The 23,366-nt window shown below is 69.6% G+C and carries 23 protein-coding genes and 1 tRNA gene; 9 read left to right on the top strand and 15 right to left on the bottom strand.

What is annotated here, in order from left to right:
- Positions 1 to 22: 22 nt before the first annotated feature.
- On the bottom strand, positions 23 to 1,639 hold the full coding sequence (purH, locus tag B4589_RS00610) for a bifunctional phosphoribosylaminoimidazolecarboxamide formyltransferase/IMP cyclohydrolase (protein ID WP_079232435.1): 1,617 nt from the start codon (positions 1,637 to 1,639) through the stop codon (positions 23 to 25).
- Positions 1,640 to 1,816: 177 nt separating this feature from the next.
- Between purH and purB the strand changes: the two genes are divergently transcribed.
- Positions 1,817 to 3,208 (top strand): adenylosuccinate lyase, encoded by a 1,392-nt coding sequence (gene purB, locus B4589_RS00605; protein ID WP_079232434.1) that lies wholly within the window; start codon positions 1,817 to 1,819, stop codon positions 3,206 to 3,208.
- Between the two features lie 9 nt (positions 3,209 to 3,217).
- Here purB and B4589_RS00600 read toward each other — a convergent pair whose 3' ends face one another.
- On the bottom strand, positions 3,218 to 3,457 hold the full coding sequence (locus B4589_RS00600; protein WP_079232433.1) for a hypothetical protein: 240 nt from the start codon (positions 3,455 to 3,457) through the stop codon (positions 3,218 to 3,220).
- 83 nt (positions 3,458 to 3,540) lie between these two features.
- On the opposite strand from B4589_RS00600, the gene B4589_RS00595 reads away from it, so the two are divergent.
- Positions 3,541 to 3,765, top strand: coding sequence for a zinc ribbon domain-containing protein (locus tag B4589_RS00595; protein ID WP_079232432.1), 225 nt, complete (start codon positions 3,541 to 3,543; stop codon positions 3,763 to 3,765).
- Here B4589_RS00595 and B4589_RS00590 read toward each other — a convergent pair whose 3' ends face one another.
- The 8 genes from B4589_RS00590 to dapA all read right to left on the bottom strand — a co-directional run bounded on the left by B4589_RS00590 (position 3,766) and on the right by dapA (position 11,115).
- Complete coding sequence (locus tag B4589_RS00590; RefSeq protein WP_158081120.1) at positions 3,766 to 4,563, bottom strand: universal stress protein; 798 nt, start codon at positions 4,561 to 4,563, stop codon at positions 3,766 to 3,768.
- A gap of 96 nt (positions 4,564 to 4,659) precedes the next feature.
- Positions 4,660 to 5,094 (bottom strand): hypothetical protein, encoded by a 435-nt coding sequence (locus B4589_RS00585; RefSeq protein ID WP_079232430.1) that lies wholly within the window; start codon positions 5,092 to 5,094, stop codon positions 4,660 to 4,662.
- A gap of 71 nt (positions 5,095 to 5,165) precedes the next feature.
- Positions 5,166 to 6,335: a M20/M25/M40 family metallo-hydrolase gene (locus tag B4589_RS00580; protein WP_079232429.1), complete on the bottom strand. Its 1,170-nt coding sequence runs from the start codon at positions 6,333 to 6,335 to the stop codon at positions 5,166 to 5,168.
- Positions 6,332 to 7,291: a diaminopimelate epimerase gene (dapF, locus tag B4589_RS00575; protein WP_079232428.1), complete on the bottom strand. Its 960-nt coding sequence runs from the start codon at positions 7,289 to 7,291 to the stop codon at positions 6,332 to 6,334. The genes B4589_RS00580 and dapF overlap by 4 nt, the downstream gene beginning before the upstream one ends.
- Positions 7,288 to 8,583: a diaminopimelate decarboxylase gene (gene lysA / locus B4589_RS00570; protein ID WP_079232427.1), complete on the bottom strand. Its 1,296-nt coding sequence runs from the start codon at positions 8,581 to 8,583 to the stop codon at positions 7,288 to 7,290. The genes dapF and lysA overlap by 4 nt, the downstream gene beginning before the upstream one ends.
- Positions 8,580 to 9,413, bottom strand: a complete 834-nt coding sequence (locus B4589_RS00565) for a 2,3,4,5-tetrahydropyridine-2,6-dicarboxylate N-succinyltransferase (protein WP_079232426.1) — start codon at positions 9,411 to 9,413, stop codon at positions 8,580 to 8,582. The genes lysA and B4589_RS00565 overlap by 4 nt, the downstream gene beginning before the upstream one ends.
- 11 nt (positions 9,414 to 9,424) lie before the next feature.
- The gene (gene dapB, locus B4589_RS00560; protein ID WP_079232425.1) at positions 9,425 to 10,213 is read right to left on the bottom strand and encodes a 4-hydroxy-tetrahydrodipicolinate reductase; all 789 of its coding nucleotides are present in this window, start codon (positions 10,211 to 10,213) and stop codon (positions 9,425 to 9,427) included.
- Positions 10,213 to 11,115, bottom strand: coding sequence for a 4-hydroxy-tetrahydrodipicolinate synthase (gene dapA, locus B4589_RS00555; protein ID WP_079232424.1), 903 nt, complete (start codon positions 11,113 to 11,115; stop codon positions 10,213 to 10,215). Before dapA ends, dapB begins: the two co-directional genes overlap by 1 nt.
- Positions 11,116 to 11,389: 274 nt before the next feature.
- Here dapA and B4589_RS00550 point away from each other — a divergent pair, with 274 nt between their 5' ends.
- From B4589_RS00550 to B4589_RS00540, 3 genes are all read left to right on the top strand, one after another.
- Positions 11,390 to 11,887, top strand: coding sequence for an NYN domain-containing protein (locus B4589_RS00550; RefSeq protein ID WP_079232423.1), 498 nt, complete (start codon positions 11,390 to 11,392; stop codon positions 11,885 to 11,887).
- Positions 11,888 to 12,085: 198 nt separating this feature from the next.
- Positions 12,086 to 13,597, top strand: coding sequence for a hypothetical protein (locus B4589_RS00545; RefSeq protein ID WP_079232422.1), 1,512 nt, complete (start codon positions 12,086 to 12,088; stop codon positions 13,595 to 13,597).
- Between the two features lie 81 nt (positions 13,598 to 13,678).
- Positions 13,679 to 14,161 carry a PUA domain-containing protein gene (locus B4589_RS00540; RefSeq protein WP_079232421.1) on the top strand — a complete coding sequence of 161 codons (483 nt, stop codon included), beginning with the start codon at positions 13,679 to 13,681 and terminating at the stop codon, positions 14,159 to 14,161.
- A 304-nt stretch (positions 14,162 to 14,465) separates the two neighbouring features.
- On the opposite strand, the gene B4589_RS00535 is transcribed toward B4589_RS00540, so the two are convergent.
- Genes B4589_RS00535 through B4589_RS00520 form a run of 4 tightly spaced genes read right to left on the bottom strand, consistent with a single transcriptional unit; the run spans position 14,466 to position 17,229 of the window.
- A complete protein-coding gene (locus B4589_RS00535) occupies positions 14,466 to 15,464 on the bottom strand; it encodes a presenilin family intramembrane aspartyl protease PSH (protein ID WP_079232420.1) in 999 nt (332 codons plus the stop codon).
- A gap of 48 nt (positions 15,465 to 15,512) precedes the next feature.
- Positions 15,513 to 15,740: an H/ACA ribonucleoprotein complex subunit GAR1 gene (locus tag B4589_RS00530; protein WP_079232419.1), complete on the bottom strand. Its 228-nt coding sequence runs from the start codon at positions 15,738 to 15,740 to the stop codon at positions 15,513 to 15,515.
- A complete protein-coding gene (gene srp19, locus B4589_RS00525) occupies positions 15,740 to 16,018 on the bottom strand; it encodes a signal recognition particle subunit SRP19 (RefSeq protein ID WP_079232418.1) in 279 nt (92 codons plus the stop codon). Before srp19 ends, B4589_RS00530 begins: the two co-directional genes overlap by 1 nt.
- A gap of 44 nt (positions 16,019 to 16,062) precedes the next feature.
- Complete coding sequence (locus B4589_RS00520; protein ID WP_079235130.1) at positions 16,063 to 17,229, bottom strand: PGF-CTERM-anchored ABC transporter substrate-binding protein; 1,167 nt, start codon at positions 17,227 to 17,229, stop codon at positions 16,063 to 16,065.
- Between the two features lie 60 nt (positions 17,230 to 17,289).
- Here B4589_RS00520 and btuC point away from each other — a divergent pair, with 60 nt between their 5' ends.
- From btuC to B4589_RS00500, 4 genes are all read left to right on the top strand, one after another.
- Positions 17,290 to 18,363, top strand: coding sequence for a vitamin B12 ABC transporter permease BtuC (gene btuC, locus B4589_RS00515; protein WP_079232417.1), 1,074 nt, complete (start codon positions 17,290 to 17,292; stop codon positions 18,361 to 18,363).
- Positions 18,360 to 19,646, top strand: coding sequence for an ATP-binding cassette domain-containing protein (locus B4589_RS00510; protein ID WP_143414243.1), 1,287 nt, complete (start codon positions 18,360 to 18,362; stop codon positions 19,644 to 19,646). Before btuC ends, B4589_RS00510 begins: the two co-directional genes overlap by 4 nt.
- Positions 19,647 to 19,795: 149 nt before the next feature.
- On the top strand, positions 19,796 to 20,800 hold the full coding sequence (locus B4589_RS00505) for a class I SAM-dependent methyltransferase family protein (protein ID WP_079232416.1): 1,005 nt from the start codon (positions 19,796 to 19,798) through the stop codon (positions 20,798 to 20,800).
- 56 nt (positions 20,801 to 20,856) lie between these two features.
- A tRNA-Thr gene (locus B4589_RS00500) sits at positions 20,857 to 20,929 on the top strand.
- A gap of 114 nt (positions 20,930 to 21,043) precedes the next feature.
- Here the strand turns inward: B4589_RS00500 and B4589_RS00495 are convergent.
- The gene (locus B4589_RS00495; RefSeq protein ID WP_079232415.1) at positions 21,044 to 22,771 is read right to left on the bottom strand and encodes a glycosyltransferase family 39 protein; all 1,728 of its coding nucleotides are present in this window, start codon (positions 22,769 to 22,771) and stop codon (positions 21,044 to 21,046) included.
- Positions 22,772 to 23,366: the final 595 nt, after the last annotated feature.

Here is a 23,366-nt window from a genome sequence, read left to right as displayed (position 1 = left end):
TGGCCGTTTCGGACGCGGCCGGTCAGTCGTGCCGGAACGCGCGCTGGCCCGTGAACACCATCGCCAGCCCCAGTTCGTTCGCGGCCTCGATCACGTCGTCGTCGTTCACCGAGCCGCCGGGCTGGATCACCGCCTCGACGCCCGCTTCCGCGGCCTCCTCGACGGCGTCGGGGAACGGGAAGAACGCGTCCGAGGCGACGACCGCGCCCTCGGCGGATTTCCCCTCGGCGTCGTTCTCGGCTTTCATCGCCGCCAGCGTCACCGCGTCGACGCGGGACACCTGTCCCATCCCGACGCCGACGGTCTCGGTGCCGTCGGCGATCAGGATGCCGTTGGACTTGACGTGTTTGAGCGTCTTCCAGGCGAACAGCATCGTCTCGATCTGCTCGTCGGTGGGTTCGCGCTCCGTGACGACCTCCAGATCATCGCGGGTCAGCGTCGACCGATCGCGCTCTTGGACGAGTCGCCCGCCGACGAGCGCCTTCTCGCTGAAGCGCTCGGTGCGGTCCTCGGGGCCAAGTCGGCCGTTCTCGGCGCGGTTCCCGACGTCGAGCACACGGAGGTTCTCCTTCTCGGTCAGCGCGTCGAGCGCGTCGTCGGTGTACCCCGGCGCGACGACGACCTCCTTGAACGAGTCGGCGACCGCCGCGGCCGTCTCGGCGTCGCACTCGCGGTTGAGCGCGACGATGCCGCCGAAGGCGGACTTCGCGTCGGTCGAGAGCGCGTCGCGGTACGCCTCGGCCAGCGAGTCGGCGGTCGCACAGCCCGCGGGGTTGGTGTGTTTGATCACCGCCGCCGCGGGCGCCTCGAACTCCTTGACGAGGCTCAGCGCGGCGTCGGCGTCGTTGTAGTTGTTGTAGGAGAGATCCTTCGCGCCCTCGTTGCGCTGTGCTGCGTGGACGACGCTCGGCTCCTCGCTCGCGTCGCTTGCGTACACCGCGGCGTCCTGATGGGGGTTCTCGCCGTAGCGCAGCGTGTCCTCGCGGCGGTTCGAGACCGTCCGGCGCGTCGGGAGGTCACCCTTCGTGTCGCTCGCGATGTCGACGTCGACGGGGTCGCCCTGTTCGTTGCGCTGGATTTCGACCTTCCCCTCGGCGAACCACCGGATCGCCCGAGGGTACGCCTCGAACTCCGCCTCGTACAGCACCCGCTCCTTCAGCGAGCCTTCGTCGTCGTCCTCGAACACCGGCACGGACTCCTGGGTGACGATCGGCCCCTCGTCGAGCGCCTCGGTGGCGACGTGGACCGTCGCGCCGGCCGTCCGGACGTCCGCGTCGATCACCTGCCCGTGGGCGTCGGCGCCGGGGAACGCCGGCAGCAACGACGGGTGGACGTTGAGCACAGTGTTCACACTGTCCAGAAATTCCGGACTCAGGATCCGCATGAACCCGTCCAGGCAGACGAGGTCGAACTCGTGCTCCGCCAGGACGTCGAGGATGCGCTCCTCGTGGGATTCGCGGGACTCGTCGGGCCCGCGCTCGACCGCGACGTTCGGGATGTCGCGCTCTTGTGCGCCGTCCAGCACCGGCGCGTCCTCGCCGTTCGCGACGACGACCGAGAGCTCGGCGCCGCCGGGCGCGATGTCCGCAATGTGCAGGAGGTTTCGACCACGGTTGCCCGCGATGCCGGCGATCTTCATGTGCGTCTCCGGGGCCGAACGCGCAAAGAGCGTTGCGATCGTGCGAGCGACGATAACCACGTTCGAGCATAGATTCGGAGGTGATTCGTCCGTCGAGCGCCACACGTATGCACGGAAGTGCGACACGGGCGGCGGTGCTCCGGCAGGGTTTTGTGACTGCCCGGGCGAGCGTTCGCCATGCACGATCTCCCCCGGGAGTCGCCGCTGGCGGCCGTCTCGCCGCTCGACGGCCGGTACGCCGGCAAGACCGCGGATCTGGTGCCGTACGCGGGCGAGGCCGCACTGATCGAGGCCCGCCTGCGCGTCGAGGTGGAGTACCTGCTCGCCCTGACGGATCGCGACGGCGTCGACTGCGAGGTCAGTACTGCCGATCGCAGCCACCTCTGTGACGTCGTCGACGAGTTCGACGCCGACGACGCCGCGCGGGTGAAACGGATCGAGACGGAGGGCACCGACGAGTTCGCGGCGACCAACCACGACGTGAAAGCGGTCGAGTACTTCCTCCGGACCGAGACGCCCGAGCGCCTCCACCCGTGGATCCACTTCGGGCTCACCAGCGAGGACGTGAACAACCTCGCCCACCGACTGAACGCGAAAGGTGCCGTCGAGGACGTACTCCTGCCCGCGATCGAGGACGTGCGAGAATCGCTGACTGCGATGGCCCGCGACCACCGCGACGTGCCGATGCTCGCGCGCACCCACGGCCAGCCCGCGACGCCGACGACGTTCGGCAAGGAGATGGCCGTGTTCGCCGCCCGCCTCGGCCGCGCGGAGGCACGCGTCCGAGAGGCAGCCGACGAGCTCTCCGGGAAGCTCGCCGGCGCCTCGGGAACGTACGCCGCCCACGTCGCCGCCTACCCCGACATCGACTGGCGCGCGTTCTCGACGGCGTTCGTCCACAGTCTCGGCCTCGAGCACACACCGCTGGCCACGCAGATCAACCCCTGTGACGATCTCGCGGCGCTGTTCGACGCGCTCTCGGGCGTGAACAACGTCCTGCTCGACCTCGACCGGGATATCTGGCGCTACGTGTCGGACCGCTACCTCGGCCAGGAGAGCGAGAACTCCGAGACGGGGTCGTCGACGATGCCCCACAAGGTGAACCCCATCGACTTCGAGAACAGCGAGGGGAACCTCTCGAAGGCGAACTCGGACCTCACCTTCCTCCGTGACTACGTCACCTCCTCCCGGCTCCAGCGCGACCTCTCGGACTCCACCGTGAAGCGCAACGTCGGCGCCTCGTTCGCCCACTGCCTGCTCGGCTACCGGAAGACCGCCGCCGGGCTCGGGAAAGTCGTCCCCAACGAGCAGGTGATGCGCGAGGAGCTCGAGAACACCCCCGAGATCATCGGCGAGGCGGTCCAGACGATCCTCCGCCGCGAGGGCGACACCGAGGCGTACGAGCGCGTGAAGGAGCTCACCCGCGGCCGCCGGGTGACGCTCGCCGACTTCCGGGAGCTGTTCGACGACCTCGACGTCGACGAGGACGTTCGGCAGGAGCTCCGCGACCTCACGCCCGCGGGCTACACCGGCGTCGCCGACGACCTGGTCGACGAACTGGACGGGTAGCCGCCTGCGCTACCGCCGATCGTCCGTTTCGACACCCCACTCCGCGTCACTCCCCCAGTCGTCACCAACGTCGGTTCGGGCGTCGCTCTCGCCACTCTCGTCGGTGTCCTGGCGCACCGCGCGTTCGGCGTCGGACCAATCCATCCGCGGGTTGTCGTCGGTCTCGCGGTCGATCACGTACCAGAGCCCGATCGTCCCAGCGATCGACGCGACGAGCAGGAGGGCGAACAGCGCTCCAGCGGCGGGCATGGTTCGAGGACGGGGCGCGCTCCCGAAATCGGTTTCGGCGTCTGGGGTAGTTTTTTGCTGGCCTCGGTCTAACGAGGGGTCGTATGTGCCCTCCGACCGACGACCTCGGCGACGACGAGAGCGGCTGCCCGAAATGTGGTCACAGCGAGACGGAGATCGACGAGATCGCCACCAGTGGGACGGGGCTCTCGAAGATGTTCGACGTCCAGAACCGCAGCTTCAAGGTGGTGACCTGCTCGAACTGTGGCTACTCGGAGCTGTACAAGGGGACTAGTTCGGGGAACATGGTCGACCTGTTCCTCGGGTAGCTACTTCGAGGCCGCGGTGATCACGGGGATATCGACGCGTTCGTCGACGCTGTCGGGCGTCGAGCCGAACACGATCCGCTTCAGCCGGCTCTCCGTCGGCGCGCCGATCACGACGGCGTCGTAGTACGCCGACTGCTCGGCGATCGCGGCCGCGGGGTCGTCGGCCTCATACAGCCACGTGTCGAACTCCTCGAACTCGCCGAGACAGCGGCGCGCTTCCGCGAGATGCTCCGCGCCCTCGGAGCGCTGGTCCGCGTCGGCGTCCTCGGGAACGACCGTGAACAGTTCGATCCAGGCGTTCTCGTGCTCGGCCAGCGCCCGGGCCACCCGCACCGTGAGTTCGGTGTGGGGGCCGCCGGAGACGGGGACGAGGATCGACGCCAGCCCCTCCAGGTCGCCACAGCCGTTGGCGACGACGGTGTCGACCGGGCTGTTGGCGACGATCCGGTCGGTCGTCCCGCGGCGGATCCCCGCGCCGGAGGACTCCGAGGCCGGGCGTTCGAGCGTCACGACGTCGGCGCCCACTTCGGTCGCGTCCGCCGCGACGATGTCGGCCGGCGATCGCCCCGTCCCGGCCGTGCGTTCGGTGCACGCGAACCGAACCGGCGGACCGTCGGCCGGCGTCGCGGGCGCTGATACCCCCTGTGTGTCGGGGGCACGAAGCGGTGAGAGGAAGCGGACGGGCTCGCCCGCCTCCCGCGCCAGCGCCAGCGAGAGTTCGCGTGCCTGTGAGTCGCCCGACGGGTCGAGCAGCGTCCCCAGCACTGGCCGCCCGTTCGGGGTCCCATCCTCACTCATACGGGTAGCGTTTTGCCCCATCCACATAAGCCACTCGCAGTGAATCCTCCACGACGGGCACAGGCCAGAAATTCCACCAATTTCGGGCGTTGGCGGTCACAGCGCGTCCCTCAGCCCACCTGCCCGCAGCACGTCGAGGTTCCGAACCGACCAGTAGCCGACCCCCGTGCCCATCAGCGCCGCCGACAGCAGGTAGCCCAGCAGCTGGATCTCGAACACGTCGGCGGGGTGGTCCCACGCGTAGACGAGCCCCTCACTCCCGAGCCCGGTGACCAGCAGCGCGGCGACCGCGACAACGGTGGCCGAACTGAGCGAGCGCGTCCCCCGATAGCGGGGCTCGAACCCGACCACCCCGCCGACGAACACGAGCGCTGTCGTCGCCGCGTAGATCGGCAGGCGCCCGCCCATCCCCCGGACCTCGCCGCGGACCAGCGCGACGATACCCACGAAGCTCGCGGTCAGCGCGAGCGTCGAGGCGACCACCAGCGCGAGCACCCGGCCCAGTCGGGTGCCGTCGACGAACCGAGTCACGCCCTAGGGAACACAGGGCTCGGACAAAAACCCGCGTGTGACGCTCGATTCCGTCGCCGTCGGGGTGAGAACTACCCGCCGCCGTCCAGCAGCCGCTCCGCCGCTTCCCGAACCGCCGTCGCCGCCGCCCGCACCGACGCGGCGTCGACGTACTCCCGTTCCGCGTGGGCGACCGCCCCGTCGTCGTCCGCGAGGTGGCCGGGACCGAACACCACCGTCGGGGCGGGCGCGAAGTACGACGCCTCCGTCGCCGCGCCGAACGGCCGGACCTCGCCGCGTTCGCCCAGCCCCGCCGCCTCGCTCGCGCTCGCGGCCGCATCCGCGATGGCGTCGACGACCGGCTCGTCGGTGTCGGTCGCGAACGCTTCGAGGAACGGCGTCTCCCGCTCGGTCAGCGATACCGACAGCTCGGCGGCGTCGCCGCCGAGCACGCCCGAGAGGTGTGTTTCGAGCGCTGCACGGAACCCCTCGGCCGTCTCCGGGGGAACGCTCCGTCGGTCGATCGTGATCGCACAGCGGGCGGGCACCTGGTTCGACGACTCGCCACCGTCGATCCCCGTGGGGACTAGCGTCGCCGCGCCCAACTGCGGGTGAGCGTCGACGTTCTCGAACGACTCCAGCGCTCCCAGCAGCCGACCAGCCGCCGAGACGGCGTTCACGCCCGAACCGGGGCTGGCGGCGTGGGCCGCGACACCCTCGACGGTCACCGTCCCCTCGAACCGCCCGCGTGCGGCGGTGCAGACGTCGAGCCCCGTCGGCTCGCCGACGACGTAGGCGTCCGGTTCGGGGTCGGCCGCCGGGAGTGGATCGACGCTCTCGCCCGTCTCGCCCGGGCCGCCGGGGACCACTTCGCCGGTCAGCAGCGCGTGCGCGCCGGTCGAGAGCGTCTCCTCGTCGGGCGTGACCGCGAGCGTGAGCGTTCCCTGCCCGATCTCGGCGTCGAGAAAGCCCGACAGCAGCGCGGCCAGCGGCCCCTTCGCATCGCAGGCGCCGCGCCCGCGGATCCTGTCACCCTCACGCTCGAAAGGGAGGTGCGGTGCGACAGTGTCGACGTGGGTGTTGAAGACGAGGTGGGGTGATCCGGAGCCACGGCTGGCCCGGACGTTCCCGGCGGCGTCGACCCGTGGGTCGTGTCCCGCCTCACGGAGTGTGTCGATCAGCAGGTCGCGGGTGCCGCTCACCCCCTCGGTCGAGTCGTCCTGTACGGCCCGTTCGAGGAACGTGACGGGGTCGAAACTCACTGCTCGGCCCCCCCGCTCGATGCGTCGTCGACGCGGTCCGCGCCGAGCGCGGCCTCGCCGGTAATGCCGGCGAGGCGGTCGTCCTCGGGGACGGGTAGCTCCCCCGCGAACCGCTTCTCGGCGGGGCCACGCAGCCGTGCCGGGCGGTCGTCGGGCACCGAGACGGCGAGATCGCCGCCCGGCGGGGTGACGGTGATCCACTCCTCGTCGGTCCCGAGGCGGCCGAGCCGCTTCGCCGCCGCGGCGACCGCGACCGCGCCCGTGCCGCAGGCCCGAGTCTCCCCTTCGACGCCGCGCTCGTAGGTGCGCTGGCGGAACCCATCGTCGTCGGGCGAGGCGAACGTCACGTTCGCACCCTCCGGGAACGCCTCGGCGTGGCGGATCGGCGGCGCGACGGCGTCGATCGCCACGTCGTCCACGTCGTCGACGAAGGCGACCGCGTGGGGGACGCCGGTGTTCACCGCCGTCACGTCGAGATTCACGGCAGGCGTCCCGTCGAGTTCGTCGAGCGTGTCGTCGATCAGCGGTTCGTCACCCGCGAGCGGGACGTCCTCGGGGGCGACCGTCGGCACGCCCATCTCCACGGCGACTGTGTCGTCGTCGACGACCGCGCGGCGAGTGCCGGCGGGCGTCTCGATGTCGAACGTCGACTCCCCGGATCGGTCGGCGGCCCACGCGGCCACACAGCGCGCACCGTTGCCGCACATCTCCGCGATCGAGCCGTCGGGCTGGATCAGCGTCATCGTCACCCGCGACGGGTCGGCGCCCTCCTCGAGCGAAAGGAAGAGGACGCCGTCGGCGCCGTGGCGCGTGCCGGAGTCGTCCGCGACGCCGAGCTCGCGGTCGCAGTGGACGCGGGCGAACGCGGCACGGTCCTCGACCGAATCGCCGTCGACGTCAACCACCACGAAGTCGTTGCCCGCGCCGTCGTACTTCTCGAAAGCGACCGCGCTCATGGCTCCTCCTCCGGGCGCCGCGGGGTCGAGTCTTTCGCCCGGTCGAACCGGCTCACGTCCGCGAGCGTCTCGCGCCGGCGGAGCAGCTCGCCGTCGAGCGTCACCTCCGCTGGCCTAGGGCGGGAGTTGTACGTCGAGGCCATCTCGTAGCCGTACGCGCCGGCGTTGCCGACCGCGAGCAGGTCGCCGCGTTCGGGCCTGGGCAGCGGCCGGTTCTCACAGAGCAGGTCGGCGGTCTCACACACCGGGCCGGCGATCGTGACGCCGACCGTGTCACGTTCCTGGCCTATTGCGTCCGGGTTCCGAACCGCGTGGTAGGCGTCGTACATCGCCGGGCGCAGCAGCGTCGTCATCCCGGCGTCGACGCCCGCGACGACGGTCGACGGCGCCTCCTTCACGGTGTTCACCCGAGTCAGCAGGACCCCCGCGTCGGCGACGACGTAGCGGCCGGGTTCGACCGCGAGTCGACCGTCGATCTCCCCGAGCGCCTCGCGGGTCGCCTCTGCGACCGCGTCGAGGTCCAGCGCCGGCGCCTCCTCGCGGTACGGGACGCCGAAGCCGCCGCCGACGTCGACCGTCTCGACAGGGATCCCGTCCGCTTCGAGGTCGCGGGCGAGGTCGCCCAGCCGGCGGACCAGTTCGCGGTGGTCCGCGAGGTCCTCACCCGAGATCCCGGAGCCGGCGTGGGCGTGGATCCCCGCGAACTCGAAGGTGTCGGCCGCACGCGCCGCGAGCGCCGGCGCGCGGTCGAGCCCGACGCCGAACTTGGGGTGGCCGCCCGTCACCACCTTCTCGTGGTGGCCGGCGCCGACGCCGGGGTTGACGCGGAGACGCAGGCGGCCGTCGAACCCCCGTTCTTCGAGGCGGTCGACCGTGTTCGCGGCGCCGGCGGTGATCGTGAGCTCCGGGTTCGACCGCCACGCGTCGACCACCACCTCGAGGTCGCGGGCAGGTGGGTTGACCGCGGTGTAGGTCACGTCCCGGCCGGGAACGCCCGCATCGAGCGCGCGCCGGACCTCACCCGCCGAGGCGCACTCGATCGCCAGCCCCTCGTCGTGGACGGTCCGGAGCGTCTCGCGGGCGGTGTGAGCCTTCGCGGCGTACTGGATCTCGGCGTCGGGGAACGCCGCCCGGAGCCGCCGGCAGTTCTCGCGGACCCGTACGGGGTCGAACACGTACAGCGGCGTCCCGTACTCGTCAGCCAGTTCGTCGAGGCGGTCGCCGTCCCAGTCCGTGAGCCGGCGGACTGCCGGACCGCCGTCGGTTTCGTCCGTGCGCTCGTCAGAGCTCATTCCCGGAGCGCTCCTTCGCGCTGGGTCGCCTCCAGCGTCTCCTCCTCAAGACTCGTGGCGACGACCGCGGGCTTGTACGCCTTCCCGGGGATCAGCGCCTCCTCGGAGACGGAGGACTCGACGTAGCGCTGGAACGCACGGCGCTCCGGCGGCAGCCGGCCGTAGTGGACCTCCTCCTCGACGAGGTCGTAAACCGGAATCCGCGGGGTCAGCAGCGTGTCTTCGCCGACGACGGCGTTCTCGCCGACGACGAACCCCGAGGTGACCCGACAGCCGGCGCCGAGCGAGACGCCGTCCTCGACGACCACCGGCGCGTCCTCGACGGGTTCGAGCACGCCGCCGATCAGCGTGTTGGCGCCGATCTTGACACCGTCGCCGATCTGGGCGCAGGAGCCCACCACGTCGTTGGAGTCGACGAGGCTGTCGTCGCCGACGTACGCGCCGATGTTGACGAAGCTGGGCGACATCATGATCACGTCCTCGCCGAGGTAGGATCCCGGGCGGAGGACCGTTCCGTCCGGCGTGTTGCGCGCGCTGCGGTCCGCGAGGTCGTCGGTCGAGCGCAGCGGGAGCACGTCGTAGTAGTCGACGCCGCCGTACGTCCGGGGCGTGGTCTCGCGCAGGCCGAAGTTGAGCAGGACGCCGCGCTTCACCCACTCGACGGCCTCCCACTCCGCGGGCCCGACTTTCTCGGCGGCGCGGTACTCCCCCGCTTCGAGCGCGGCGAGGAACGCGTCGAGCGTCTCCAGTTCGCTGCTGCCCGCCTCCTCAGCGGTCAGTCCGTCTTCGTAGCGGTTCCACAGCTCCGAGATCTCGGTTTCGAGGCTCATTGGTAGCGTGGTTACTCCCCCAGTAGTTCAGCGAACTGGTAGCGGCCGGGCTCACGATCCACGAGGGCGACGGCGGCGTCGAGCGCCCCCTCGGCGAACACGCCGCGGTCGCCCGCCGAGTGCGACAGCGAGAGGGTCTCGCGGTTGCCCGCGAACAGCACTTCGTGCTCGCCGGTCACGTCGCCGGCGCGGCGGGCGTGGACGCCGATCTCGTCGGCGTCGCGGGGCTGCTCGCCCTCGCGGCCGTGCTGGCGCTCGGTCAGATCCGGGCGTTCGTCCTGAACGTCTTCGACGAGCGTGCGTGCGGTGCCGCTGGGCGCGTCGCGCTTGCCGTCGTGGTGGGTCTCCGTGACCTCCACGTCGTACCCCGGCAGCGAGGCCGCAGCCTCCCGGATCGCTCCCCGGAGCACGGCGATCCCTCGCGAGAAGTTGCTGGCGTGGAGCACCGCCACCGACTCGCTCGCAGCGTCGAGCGCACCGAGCGGGTCGGCGTCGTGGCCCTCCAGCCCCGTCGTGCCGGTGACGAACGCGACGCCGTGGTCGGCGGCGACCTCGGCGTACTCGGCCGTCGCTTCCGGCGCGGTGAAGTCGACGACAGCGTCGACGTGCTCCTCGTCGGAAAGCGTCGCGTCGAGGTGCGTTCCGACCGCGGCTTCGGCAGTGACGGACCCGGGCGTCCGGGAGACGGCGGCGACGACCAGAACGTCGGCCCGGTCGCCCGCAGCGTCGAGCAGTTCCTCGCCCATCCGGCCGGTCGCACCGGTGACGACGATCCGTGTCGGGTCGGCGGTGGTCGACATCAGGCGGTCACCTCCGGCGCGTCGCCAGCGAGGTCGGCCAGCACCTCGCGGAGTTGCTCGCGGTAGTCCTCCGAGAGCCGCGTCAGCGGCGATCGAACGTACGGCGGGTGGTCCTCGCGGATCGCCATCGCCTCCGTCACGGGGATGGGGTTGGTCTCGGTGAACAGCTCGCGGACCAGCGGCGCGAGTTCGTAGTGGAGGTCGCGGGCGCGGCCCATGTCGTCGGCCGTCGCGGCGCCGACCATCGCGCCGGTGCGCTCGGGTTCGAGGTTGGCGACGACGCTGATCGTCCCCGTGCCACCCAGCGAGCAGATGGGCAGTGTGAGCCCGTCGTCGCCGGAGAGCACCGAGAACGCCTCGTGGCGGGTGCGTTCGATCACCTCGGAGACGCGGCCGAGGTCGCCGCTGGCGGCCTTGTACCCCTGGACGTTGGGGTGCTCGGCGAGTTCGGCCACCACGTCGACGGGGACGTTCCGGCCCGTGCGCGAGGGAACGTTGTAGACGATCCCCGGCAGGTCGACGCTGTCGGCGATGGTGCGGTAGTGATCGATGTACCCCTCAGCCTCGGGCTTGTTGTAGTACGGCGAGATCAGCAGGATGGCGTCGGCGCCGGCCGCTTCGGCGTCCTCGGCGAGACTGATGGCCTCGTGGGTCGCGTTCGACCCTGCACCGGCGATAACGGGTACGTCCTCGACGGCGTCGACGACGGTTTCGACGACCTGTGCGTGCTCGTCGTGGGTCAGCGTCGCGGACTCGCCCGTGGAGCCGACGGGGACGAGGCCGTCGACGCCGGCGGCTTCGAGGCGCTGGGCGTCGGCAGCAAGGCGGTCGTGGTCGATGCTTCGGTCCTCCCGGAAGGGAGTGGTCATGGCGGGGTAGACCCCGCCGAACGGTGTGCTCATTGGGTGTGGTCGGCTGTGGCGTGTAGCAGTCGCTTCACGGTACGATCGAAAGTCGCCAACGACCGGACGCTACCCGGCCGAGAGCGGGAGAAATCAGCGTTTGTCGCGTTTGCTGCGGCGGGGTGCGACAGCCGGGGCTCGGCGGGCGGCGGCGCCGTCGATCGCCGGCGGTCGCGTCACGGCTGGTACGGGAGCGCCGACGACCATAACGGTTCTGACTCCGGCCGGCCCGGGAGACGGCATTTTTTAACGGATGCCGAGCGAGGAACGGACAATGACCGAGATCCACGAGGGCCAGCGCGTCGCAGTGCTCGCCGACGCGCAGAACCTCTACCACACGGCCCAGAGCCTCTACTCCCGGAACATCGACTACTCGGCGCTGCTGGAGAAGTCGGTGATGGACCGCGAACTCGTCCGTGCGCTGGCGTACGTGATCCGCGCGGACTCCCCGGAGGAGGAGTCCTTCTTCGACGCGCTGGAGGAGATCGGCTTCGAGCGCAAGATCAAGGAGATCAAGACGTTCGGCGACGGCTCCCAGAAGGCCGACTGGGACGTGGGGATCGTGCTCGACGCCGTGACGCTGGCGGAGAAGGTGGACACACTGGTGCTCGCCAGCGGCGACGGCGACTTCGCCCGCCTCTGCTCACACCTGCGCCACGAAGGGGTCCGCGTCGAGGTGTTCTGCTTCGAGAGTTCGACCGCGGAGGAGCTGATCGACGCCGCCGACGCGTTCCACGACATGGCCGAGCGCGAGGAGGAGTTCCTCCTGTAGCGTCGGCCGGGAAAACGGTGCAGGGCGCCGAGTCGATCTCGGTGCCGTGAGCGGCGTCATCGGAGGCGCGTTGTTTCACACGAGATAGAGTATCTCACGGTAGCTTTACGCTTCCTACCGGTATACATACCTCATGAAACAGGGACGAACGACGGGGCCCGGACGGCTCCCCGGCCCGGGCCGACGCGAGGCGCGGGAATGAGCGAGGCCGTGAGCCTGCGTCGCGTCGAGGACCCGAACGCGTCCCCGCTGCGGACCGAGTCCGTCGATCGGTCGGCCCTCTCGCAGGGTGATCACGTGCTCGTGCTGCCCGGCGGGCGAGTGGGCGTCGACGGTCGGATAGCGAACGCGACGCTGTCGGCGGCGGATCTCGCCGGCGTGGCTGCGCCGACTCACGGAGATGCAGTTCTCGAGGACGCGGACGGCGACCGCCGACCGGCACGCATCGGCGGGCGAACTCGCGCCGACGAGACGCTCCGGAACGCGCCAGTCGTCGTTCGCGTCGGCCGTTCGGCGCTCGTTCCGTGGCTTCAGTCGTTGGTACCCGCCGACAGGCTCCCCCGCTCGGCCGTTCTGGCGCTCGTGCTCGTGTTGGCGCTCGTCGGCGCGGGGATCAGTGGGTTCGACCCCGACGACAGCGACGCCACGACGGATGCGAGCCTCGTCGGGGCGACCCCGGGCGAGTACACGCCGCCGTCGACACCGACACCCCCGCTACCGGTGACGGCGACGCCGCCGGTGGACGGATCGGGAACGCCCGAGACGACACGAGCTTCGGAGGGAAGTATCGACGTATCGGTCGCGGACCCCGCGGCGGTGCGCCAGCGGGACGGCCGCCCGACGACCGTATCCGCGGCCCTGACCGGGAACGTCACCGCGGACGGCCGTGCGGACTCGGTCGTCGTCGTGGTCCAGTCGTGGGTGCCGGGACACGGCTGGGCGGAGGTCACGTCGACGTCCCGATCGACGGGCGACACGGTCTCGCTGGGCGACCTGTTCGGCGAGGTCGTGCTCGCCGCCAACGGTCGGGCCGCCGGCTTCGACAACCCCAACGACGGCACGACCGCGGCGTTCCGGGGACGGGTGTCGGTGACCGCGGTGATGTTCGACGGCGGGCAGGAGATCGGGCGCCTGTCGGCGACTGACGGCTACACGCTGCGCGTCACGAACCTCGCCGCCCCGTCGGGTGATCTGGTGCTCGGCGACGGCGCGGCAGCGGGGTCGCTGTTCGGCACCGACGGCCTGCGATCGGGCGACGGCACCGCGGACGGGGGGCCGGGGGCGATCGAACCGGGATCGAGCGGGACGAACACCGTCCCCATCAGGAACCGTGGCTCGGGGTCAGGCACACTGTCGCTGTCGAGCGTCTCGATCCTCTCCTTCGAGAACGGGCGCACCGGCCCGGAGTCGGCGGTCGACGCCACGGGCGGCGATCCCGGCCGCGGGGCGGGTGAGCTCCAGAACGCCCTCGAACTCCGGCTGTCGATCGAGCGTGCCGACGGCAGCCGGGTGTGGGTGTTCGGCGACGGGACGGCGTTCCGCCCCATCGGCGCGCTCGCTGACGGCCCCCTCTCGCTCGGCCGGCTGGCGTCGGACGAACGGGTCGAACTGGTCGTCGAGTACCGCCTCCCCGGATCGACCGGGAACGAGGTACAGACCGACAGCATCACCGTCGACGTCTGGTTCACGCTATCCGGGGCTGACGACTGAGCCGCCGACGGCGTGGTCGAGCCACGCCCGTCCGAAGGGGGCTTCGAGACGCTTTTCCCCGGAGCCGCCGCCTACTCGATTATGGCCAAGACCTCGCGTGCGGACCTGCGGACCACGGCCGACTACCAGTTCGGCCGCGGCGCCGGCGAGGCGTTGTTCCCCGCGGAAGCGCATCTGGAGATCGACTACTCCACCGGCGGCCGGCCGAGCCAGATCCACGCCCCGGACGGCCGGCTGGCGTCGATGGGCACCGACGGCCGCTTTACGCTGGGTTTCGCGGGCGGGCGGCGGTTGCACGATCATCTGGACGCACCGGCCTATCGCGTGTTCGTCGGCGACGAGTCCGAACCGTTCGTGCGGGAGGGGGAGAACACGTTCGCGAAGTTCGTGGGTGAGTGTGGTGGGGAGATCCGGGCGGGCGACGAGGTGATGGTAGTCCACGAGGGGGGGGAGTTGTTGGGCGTGGGCCGGGCGGAGCTGTCGGCCTCGGAGATACTCGACTTCTCTACGGGGATGGCGGTGATGGTCCGGGAGGGCGTCGAGGAGTACGTGGATTCTTCGTAGGGTTCGTTCTGTTCGTTCGGTAGATCGATGTTTGCGTCGATATTGGTGTCAACAACACCGTGAAAGCCCCTGCCCGCTCGGCTCGGGGGCATCGCTGTGCTCCTCGGTCGCTTCGCTCCCTGCGGTGCTTACTTCGGCCGCCTTCGCCGAGCGGGCAGCCCCTTTCAGTCCCACCCGCCCGTACAGCCCACACGCCTCCCCAACCGACTCCCTCCTTCGCTTCGCTCAGTCGGTCGTCCCTCGCGCTTGCTCGCGCACGGAGGCGCTCGCGTTTCGCGCCCACTCAACAATTTCTAGAAATCTCTCACAGTCCAAGCGCTGTCAGAATCGGAACACCCGCAGCGACCGAGCCGAGCAGGTAACCACCGATGGCGCCGCCGTTCAGCAACGGCAGGCCCGCGTGGGCGCGACCCGCGAACACCATCCGCAGGAGGACGAACAGGCCGAGGAACGTCCCGACCATCGCGGTCAGCGCGGGGAGGTTGAGCGCGAAGTCGATCCCGAGATCCAGGGGCGCAGCGGGCGAGAAGTGCGCGGCGCTAGCGACGAGCACCGTCGGCATCACGGCGTCGCCGAGACCGATGAAGAAGGCGTCGCGGTCGGCCACGTCCGGCGCCTCGCCCTCGACGGCTGACTCGTCGGAGACAGCCTCCTGGACCTCGCTTCCCTCGTCGTCGCTCCGGTCGCCCTCCTCGGTCCCGCCGTCGCTCTCGGCGCCGTCGCCGTCCTCGGGCAGGATCGAGAACCCCAGCGTGAGCGGGATCACCAGCACCACCGGGATCCGGAGATCCATCACGCCCTCAGCGAGGTCGAGCATGTGCTCGGTGCCGTACACCGAGACGGCGTCGTACACCGCCAGCACCGCGAGCAGGAGGATCGCCGGGAGGATGCCGAAGCTGATGCCGAACAGCCCGGCCGCGCCGGCGCCCATCACCACCCCGGCGGCGTCGATGACGTACCACTCCGGGTACACCCAGAGCGCGACCGCGATCAGCGCCGACAGCGGGATCGCGACGACGTCGGGGAGGAACACCCCCAGCACGTACCAGCCCAGCAGGCCGCTCGTGAACACGACAAAGGCGCGGACGACCCAGTCGAAGTCGTACTTGAACGCCGCGAGCATCAGCCCGGTCATCACCAGGATCAGCAGGATGTAGACGAGGCTGTTCGTCGGGTCCTGTGGGTTCTCGAACTGCTGATAGCCGCTGGCCTCGAAGGAGGGCACCAGCGCCAGCGCGCCCAGCTGGACGAGCAGGAAGACGAGGGCGGCAGCGGCCGTCCCACGGAACGCACGGGAACTCATTGCCCGCAGTTCTCCCGGGAGCCGTTTGGCCGTTGTGGTCCCGCCGCGTCAGCGGGCGTACAGCTTCTGGCCCACGAGCGCGGCCAGCCCCGAGCGGTCGTTCGGCGTCACGGCGACGTACGGCTGGTCGACGGGACCGAACACGTCGACGACGCGCCCGACCGTGTCGAGGCTCTCGTCGACGACCGTGCGGCCGATCGGGGGATGGTCAGCGTCCGGACAGCGCGCGATCGCGAGCCCCTGTGCGGTCCGGGAGACCGTACCGACTCGCTCCATCAGTCCCGCAGGATCGCGACGTACGCCGCGATCGCCTGCACGAGATCGTTCTTCGACGCGTCGTCGGCGCCCTGGACGAGCACGCGTCCGCGCTGTTCGTACTCCCGGGAGTAGGTTTTGTCCCGCTCGACGACCGCGTCGTACCCCACCTGCTGGACCGCCTTCGCGATCTCGTCGACGGTGGGGTCCTCGACCGCCTCGCCCTCGGGCACGCGCCGGCCCTCCGAGCGACTGTACGCCGCGTCGAGGTACGCGGGGTAGACGACGTTCTCGATCATGCGAGAGAAGAAGCCGTCGGCCGGGAAAGCGGTTTTGGTGCCGCTCAGTCGCGTCGGGCGAGTAGCGCCGCGCCCGCACCGAGGGCGGCGACGGCAGCACCCGCACCGAAGCCGGGCGCCTCGGTCGTCGTGTTCGTCTCGGGGGTCGTCTGCGTGGCCTCGGTCGTCTCGGTCACCGCTCCCGTCGCGGTCGCCGTTGCCGTCGCAGTCGCCGTCCCGGACTCGACGCTCACGTCGCTCCGCGTCGTCCACTCCGCGCTCGCGGCCGCGTCGGGATGGAACCCTTCAGTCAGGTTCCGGGTGGTGTACACCACCGAGCGCGGGGCGGGCTGGCTCAGGTAGTCACCGTTCACGATCACGCTGGCGTCGTTCTCGCCGGCGGTCGTCACGGAGTAGGGCTGCTGATCGATCAGGTCCTCGGAGCCCTCCTGCAGCACGAGCATCTCGGGGTTCAGTTCGACGATGGTCTCGTCGGAGACCTGGTAGGGGTAGGAGCTGTTGAACGCCTCGACGGCGAGGTTGGTGCCGCCTGCGGCCTCGACCATCGAGTTGATGAACGTGCCCCCGCCCGCGAGCGAGGAGGCGCCCAGCGGGACCAGCAGTTCGGGGCGGTCCACGTCGGCGGTCACATCCTGTGCGGTCTCGACGTTCGCGGTCATCCACTCGTTGGTCTCGGCTGCGCCCTCACAGTTGCCGGTGAGCTGGCCGACCAACGTCGTCTTGTTCGCCACGTCCTCGATCGAGGAGGCGGCACGGAACTTGTACACCGTCATCCCGGCGTCCCGCAGCGCGGTCACGGTCTCCGGTGGGACGATGTTGGCCGCGAGCACCAGATCCGCTTCGGTGCCGACGACGACCTCGGTGCTGTAACCGAAGCCGCTGGCGGAGACGTTGGTCCGGCTGTCGGCGCCGGCGAGGTAGTCGGCGTTACTGCCCAGGCCGACGACCTGCTCCTTCCCGCCGATCTCCCACATGGTCTGGGCTTCGCTCGGTCCCAGCGTCGTCACCGTCTCGGGCGCCTCCTCGACGGTCACCTCGGTCCCGGTGGCGTCGGTCGCCGTAAACGGGTAGGAACACTCCGGCGCCTCCTGCTGGAACGCCGCGTCGTCGACGGCGTGGGTCGTCGGCGCCTCGGCGCCGACCGCGCCGGCGGGCGCGACGCCCGCAAGCAGTGTACACAGTACGATCAACAGCGTCGTGCGCGTTCGCATCGACTGCATCTGGCGGCTAGTGCAACAAGTATTTGTCTAACCCAACTCAGCTTTGTGTGTATGAGCGTGGCACGACGCGCGACCGGCTGGTCGGCGGGGCTGGCGGCAGCACTCGCCGGCGTGATGGTCGTCAGCGCCGGGATCGGCCCGGTGTCGGTGCCCGCCGAGACGGTCGTCAAAGCCGTGCTGGAGGCGATCGCGGTGCCGACCCTCGTCGGCGGCGAGCTTGCCTGGCGCCACCCGCTCGCGTTCCCGCTGCGTGACTCCCACCGCGCGATCGTGATGCGCATCCGGCTACCCCGGATCGCCCTCGGCGCGCTCGTGGGGTTCGCGCTCGGCGCCGCCGGAACGGTGATGCAGGGCTTTTTCCGGAACCCGATGGCCGACCCGTCGATCATCGGCGTCTCCTCCGGTGCGGCGGTGGGGGCGGTCGCCTCGATCGTCGCGCCGGCGGCGATCCCGTTCGGGCTGGGGCTCGAACCCGCGGCGTTCGCGGGCGCGCTGATCACGGCGTTCGGCGTCTACGCCGTCGCGACCGAGGGTGGGAGGACGCCGGTGGCGACGCTGCTGCTCGCGGGCGTCGCGGTCCAGACGCTGCTGGGGGCGGTCACCTCGTTTCTCCTGCTGCAGTCCGGCGAGAGCATGCGCCGGGTCGTCTACTGGCTGATGGGCCACCTCGACAACGCGAGCTGGAGCGACTTCGTCCCCGTCGCCGGCGTGCCGCTGCTCCCGCTGTTCGTGCTCTGCTGTTTCCTCGTTCTGCTGGCTTACGCGCGGGATCTGAACGTCCTGCTGCTGGGCGAGGAGGAGGCCGGCGGGCTCGGGATCGAGGTCGAACGCACCAAGCGCCTGCTGCTCGCGATCTCGGCAGTGATCACCGGCGCCGGCGTCGCGGTGTCGGGCGTGATCGGCTTCGTCGGCCTGATCGTCCCCCACGTCATGCGGCTGGTGGTCGGGCCGGACCACCGGATCCTGCTGCCGACGGCCGCGCTGACTGGCTCGGCGTTTCTCGTCGCCGCGGACACCGCGGCCCGGAGCGCCCCCCAGGAGCTCCCGGTGGGGATCGTGACCGCGGCCGTCGGCGCACCGTTCTTCCTGTTCCTGCTGCGCAAACGGAGGGTCCACGAGCTATGAGCCGCCACCACGCCACCGAAACCGACAGCGACATCGCGACCGACGGACCAGTGCTGTCGATCGCCGACCTCTCGGTCACCCTGGGGGAGACCGACGTGCTTGCGGGCGTGAGCCTCGACGTGGAACGCGGGGAGCTCGTTGGCCTCGTCGGCCCGAACGGCGCGGGGAAGACGACGCTGCTCCGGAACGCTCGCGGGACGCTCGCCCCGGATTCGGGACAGGTCAGGATCGAAGGTGAGGCCGTCGACGACCTCTCGGCGAAAGAGATCGGCCGGCGGGTCGCGACGGTGCCACAGGACACCTCGATCTCCTTCTCCTTCTCCGTCCGGGAGATCGTCGAGATGGGTCGGACGCCCCACGTCCCGCGGTTCGGCGCGATGGACGAGGCCGACCACGCGGCCGTCGAGCGTGCGATGGAACGCACCGAAGTCACCGAGTTCGCGGACCGTCCCGTGACCGAGATCTCCGGCGGCGAGCGCTCGCGGGTGCTGCTCGCCCGCGCGCTCGCCCAGGACACTCCGTTGCTCCTCCTCGACGAACCGACCGCGAGCCTCGACCCGAACCACCGACTGCGGACGTTCGAGACGGTCTCGGCGCTGGTCGACGAGGGGCGGGCCGCGGTCGCGGCGATCCACGACCTCGACACGGCGGCGCGGTACTGCGACCGGATCGTCGTCGTCGCGGACGGCGGGATCGTCGCCGACGGCCCGCCGGAGTCCGTCCTGACGGGCGCGACGATCGGGCACGCGTTCGACGTCGATGCGGTGGTCACCGACGACCCGGTCACTCAGCGCCCGCGCGTGACCGCGCTCCCGGACGACCTCGGGGACGACCCCGAGATCCCGCCGGTCGACCGCGTCCATGTCGTCGCCGGCGGCGGCCGCGCAGGTCCCCTGCTGACGCGACTCGACCGCGCCGGCGTCGAGGCCTCCGTCGGTCCTCTCCAGGCGGGCGACACCGACGCCGCGGTCGCCGACACGCTGGGGATGGAGACGCTCGAAATCGGTGCGCTCGACGACGTCGACACCGCCGTACTCGACCGGACCAGAACGCTGATCGAGCGCGCCGACGCGGTCGTCGTCGCCGACATCGATCTCACCGTCGGGGTGACGCCGGTGCTCTCGGCGGTCGCGGAGACCGAGAAGCCCGTGTACTGCGTCGAGGAGCGTTCGGTGGGCGACCGGACGGTGTCGGAGGAGGCCGCCGAGGCGTACAAGCGACTCCGCGTCGGTGACGCGGACGTTGCGGCGTCGACGCCGGAGCTGCTGGACGCGCTGGCGTAGTGCTCGCCGGCGATGGTCTGCCGGTGTGGGCGTAGTGCTCGCCGGCGCTGGTCGGCCGGCGTGGGCGTAGTGCTCGCCGGCGCTGGGCGGACGGTGAGGGCCGAAACGCCATCCGTCATGCTTACTCCCGCCGGGCGCCGAACGCCGGTATGGAGCGGCCCTGCGTCGTCGTCGCCCGCGAGGACGGCGAGGCGACACGACAGCGTCTCGCCGAGGCGGACCTGATCGACGAGGAGTTCGGCATCGAAGTCTCCGACGGCGACCTGCACATCCCCGTTACCGACCCTGACGCAGTCCCCGAGGACCTGGATCTCGTGCGTCGGGACGTCCCCGCGCGCACCCCCCAGCGAACGCCCGCGGACCTGCTCGGCGACGAGCCGACGTACGAGCGACTGGGCGACGTGGTGCTCGTCGACGAGGACGACCCCGAACGAGCGACGGAGATCGCCGAGGCGGTCGTCGCGTCGGACATCCCCGTCCGGAGCGTGCTCAATCGGGACTCGAAAGTGAAAGGCGAGACGCGCGTCCGGGACTGGAAGGTGCTGGCCGACGAGGGCGAGGAGGACCAGCCCCCCACTGAGACGGTCCACCGCGAGTACGGCCACGAGTTCGCCGTCGACGTCGCCGAAGTGTACTTCTCCCCGCGACTCGCGACCGAACGCCACCGCGTCGTCGAGCAGGTCGAACCCGGCGAGCACGTCCTCGACATGTTCGCCGGCGTCGGCCCGTACGCGATCCCCATGGCCGACGCGGGCGCGGAGGTAGTCGCCTGTGACCTCAACCCCGACGCGATCAGGTATCTGGAGGAGAACGCCCGGCGCAACGGCGTCGAGGACCGGATCACCACCCACGTCGGCGACGTGCGGGAGCTGACCGAGGAGTACGCCGACTGGGCGGATCGGCTGGTGATGAACCTCCCCCACACGGCGGCGGAGTTCGCCGACGCGGCGGTGGCGTTCGCCGGGGACTCCTGCGTGGTCCACCTCTACGACATCCAGCACGAGGACGACCCGTTCGAGCGCGGGCGGACGGCGCTTTCGGACGCGGCCGGCGACGAGTACGAGGTGACGACGCTGGAGGAGCGCGTCGTGCGGTCGTACGCGCCCCACGAGGTGAACGTCTGTCTGGACGCGCGGCTCGACCGGATCGACTGACTGCACCGGGTTTCGGAACCCTTATGTCCGCCTTGCCGGTACGTGGGGGTGGACGCGCCGGAGTAGCTCAGCTGGCAGAGCGATTCCTTCGTAAGGAATAGGTCGAGGGTTCAAATCCCTCCTCCGGCTCTTCTGTCGAACGAAGTGAGACGAAGAGCGGCACGTGGGATTTGAACGAGACCGGACGAGTGAAGCGAGTTCGGGCGTAGTTCACAATCCCGCCTCAGTCTTCGGAAAGCGGAGTCACACGCCGTGCCCAAAAGATCCTGGAGAGGGAGCTGACTCAGGTCGGTGGCTCGACCGGACAGTAGAAGACGGGTAGACGCGGACGATAATCACACCGTCATTTTCGAAGACGATGTCGTAGCGCCGCGACTCTATCAACGACCGTCGCATCCGGGCAGACTGATGAGACTCGGCGCCGCGAATCGTGTATTCGCCTTTCGGGATGTAGAGATAGTCGGGCTGGGTCTCGACTGCGGAGAGCTCCCGGTCGAGACAGGTCGCATCCGGACACTCCGAGAGTTCCGTATACCGGTCCAGGTGGTAGTGGAACCGTTGCTGCCCCTCCCACTCTGTTCCCCAGGGCGTCACGAGGATGGTCCGTTGCGTGTAGTACGGAACCCACTCAGCAGCATCGCCAAGCACCACGAATTCCGCGCCCTCGTCGGTGTTCGCCTGTACCCACGCCATCGCATCCTGGTCTGCCGCGTCCACCGTCTGTGGGAGCGTCGTACTTGCCTGGTGTGTGGTCTGTAGTGCGCTGCCGGCGAAAGCCGTACCGACGACCACCGCCGAGATGACGACGACCGCAACGACGAGAACCGCTCGAACGCGTTCCGACGACGAGCCGCGTGCCGTCGCGGACCCGAGCGTCGGCGACGTACTCGCATCGGTTCCGTCCGCCCCCCCACCGTCGCCCCGCAACGCGGGAACGAGAACCTCGAACACGAGCACGGCACTCAGCATCGCTCCAGCGACGAACGTGAACCGCTGTTCGCCGAGTAGATAACTGGACACGACGAGCCACACAGGAAGGAGGAAGCGCCGTTTCGCTACCCCGTAGAGGGCCCCAGCGAACGCGAGGACGTAGAAGAACGTGACGGGCTCGAACCGCGTTATCGGTTGGACGAACTGCACCATAAACCGGGAGTGGCCTCCACCCAGTGTCGTCCGCGTCCCGGCCGCGCCGAGGAAGATATCGAAGCCGTGCGTGGCGGCGACCTGCAGCCACCACGGTGCTGTCAGCACGAACGCGACGACGACGACAACCGAGCCGAGAACGAACCCACGGACCGAGCGGTCTTTCGCCGCGTAGAACAGGAGACACGTCGTCCCGAAAAACACCGGATACACCGGATGGGAGAGAACGACCAGAGCGAACAGGACAGCCGTTGCCAGCGTCCAGCGCCACTCGTGCGATTCGAACGTGCGTAAGCCGGTGTAGAGACCGACAACTGTCAGCGCAGCAGCGGGGGCACGGACCACACCACCAGCGGAGATGTGCCACTTCAGCACCGGCGGCGCGACAGTGTACAGCGTTGTCGCCAGCCCTGCTTGACGAGTCGAGGGGAGCAATCGCCGTGTGAGCCCAAAATACGGCACCGTGGTGGCCACCACGACCAGGCCAGGTGCCACGAGGGAGAACGTGACTGGGTCGACGGGTACCAGTGTCAGGAACAGTGCAGTAACATAGAACATGAGCGGCGGATACGCGAACGGAACTCCGTTCGCAGTGTAGTACGGGATCGATTCCGGGAGCCGAGGGGTTTCCGCCCGGATCACCTCGGCGATCTGAAGGAACAGTCCGCCCTCGTACGCAGGATGAGCGTGTGTTTGCAGGTAGGAGAGATGGACGACTAGACCGGCACTAACCGCCAGCAGTAGCCACCCCCGCGTCGAGTCAAATTTCTCGATCGCGAGGTTGGCGACATCCGTGAGCCAGCCTATCAGCGCGTCTCGAACACTCACTGCCGATTGTTTGCCCAGCTTTGACTTACTTACTCGGTAGCTAGAGCTGGGAAACGATCACGACGCGATCACGTCTCCAAACGGGCTAGCTCGTCCGTAGCTCCGGCCGCCCCGGAGTTATATGGTGGATAAGTTTCTGTGCACGTGTAGAAGCGGGTCGTATGGCCCAAAACGGTCGGCCGGGTCGGCGCGAACGAGATCGGTTGCAGCGTTCCGAAGAGAGATCTGACGACACGGGCGTGTTAGCTGACTCACGCGGCAGCGCCAACTACGGCTACGCCTATCACGACCTCACAGCCGATGGGTCGCCCCGTTGCCGACCACAGACGGGGGACCTGGAGGTGATGACGATCGAGGAGGCCCAGGAACGGAACAAGGTGCCCTGCAGCATGTGCGAACGACTCAGGAGTACTTCCTGACCGTGGTTCACGACTCTCCTCGGCTCTTCTGTCGAACGAAGTGAGACGAAGAGCCGCACGTTGGATCTGAATCAGGGAGGTCGCGCTTGCAGCGAGCGAGCCGAGCACGTCCGACCGTGGTTCGAATCCGCTACTAGCTTCCCACGAGCCCGTCTGTTCGCCTTTTCACGACAGAC

The sequence above is a fragment of the Halolamina sp. CBA1230 genome (assembly GCF_002025255.2).
GTDB lineage: Archaea > Halobacteriota > Halobacteria > Halobacteriales > Haloferacaceae > Halolamina.
This window is presented reverse-complemented; position numbering and strand designations above follow the sequence as displayed.

Excerpts from the sequence above, each read along its gene's own strand:
- B4589_RS00535 (WP_079232420.1), bottom strand. The coding sequence starts at position 15,464 with ATGAGTTCCCGTGCGTTCCGTGGGACGGCCGCTGCCGCCCTCGTCTTC.
- B4589_RS00505 (WP_079232416.1), top strand. The coding sequence starts at position 19,796 with ATGGAGCGGCCCTGCGTCGTCGTCGCCCGCGAGGACGGCGAGGCGACA.
- B4589_RS00540 (WP_079232421.1), top strand. The coding sequence starts at position 13,679 with ATGGCCAAGACCTCGCGTGCGGACCTGCGGACCACGGCCGACTACCAG.
- purB (WP_079232434.1), top strand. The coding sequence starts at position 1,817 with ATGCACGATCTCCCCCGGGAGTCGCCGCTGGCGGCCGTCTCGCCGCTC.
- purH (WP_079232435.1), bottom strand. The coding sequence starts at position 1,639 with ATGAAGATCGCCGGCATCGCGGGCAACCGTGGTCGAAACCTCCTGCAC.
- B4589_RS00520 (WP_079235130.1), bottom strand. The coding sequence starts at position 17,229 with ATGCGAACGCGCACGACGCTGTTGATCGTACTGTGTACACTGCTTGCG.
- dapB (WP_079232425.1), bottom strand. The coding sequence starts at position 10,213 with ATGTCGACCACCGCCGACCCGACACGGATCGTCGTCACCGGTGCGACC.
- B4589_RS00590 (WP_158081120.1), bottom strand. The coding sequence starts at position 4,563 with ATGAGTGAGGATGGGACCCCGAACGGGCGGCCAGTGCTGGGGACGCTG.
- B4589_RS00530 (WP_079232419.1), bottom strand. The coding sequence starts at position 15,740 with ATGGAGCGAGTCGGTACGGTCTCCCGGACCGCACAGGGGCTCGCGATC.
- B4589_RS00565 (WP_079232426.1), bottom strand. The coding sequence starts at position 9,413 with ATGAGCCTCGAAACCGAGATCTCGGAGCTGTGGAACCGCTACGAAGAC.
- B4589_RS00550 (WP_079232423.1), top strand. The coding sequence starts at position 11,390 with ATGACCGAGATCCACGAGGGCCAGCGCGTCGCAGTGCTCGCCGACGCG.
- btuC (WP_079232417.1), top strand. The coding sequence starts at position 17,290 with ATGAGCGTGGCACGACGCGCGACCGGCTGGTCGGCGGGGCTGGCGGCA.
- srp19 (WP_079232418.1), bottom strand. The coding sequence starts at position 16,018 with ATGATCGAGAACGTCGTCTACCCCGCGTACCTCGACGCGGCGTACAGT.
- dapF (WP_079232428.1), bottom strand. The coding sequence starts at position 7,291 with ATGAGCGCGGTCGCTTTCGAGAAGTACGACGGCGCGGGCAACGACTTC.
- B4589_RS00510 (WP_143414243.1), top strand. The coding sequence starts at position 18,360 with ATGAGCCGCCACCACGCCACCGAAACCGACAGCGACATCGCGACCGAC.
- lysA (WP_079232427.1), bottom strand. The coding sequence starts at position 8,583 with ATGAGCTCTGACGAGCGCACGGACGAAACCGACGGCGGTCCGGCAGTC.
- B4589_RS00595 (WP_079232432.1), top strand. The coding sequence starts at position 3,541 with ATGTGCCCTCCGACCGACGACCTCGGCGACGACGAGAGCGGCTGCCCG.
- B4589_RS00600 (WP_079232433.1), bottom strand. The coding sequence starts at position 3,457 with ATGCCCGCCGCTGGAGCGCTGTTCGCCCTCCTGCTCGTCGCGTCGATC.
- B4589_RS00545 (WP_079232422.1), top strand. The coding sequence starts at position 12,086 with ATGAGCGAGGCCGTGAGCCTGCGTCGCGTCGAGGACCCGAACGCGTCC.
- dapA (WP_079232424.1), bottom strand. The coding sequence starts at position 11,115 with ATGAGCACACCGTTCGGCGGGGTCTACCCCGCCATGACCACTCCCTTC.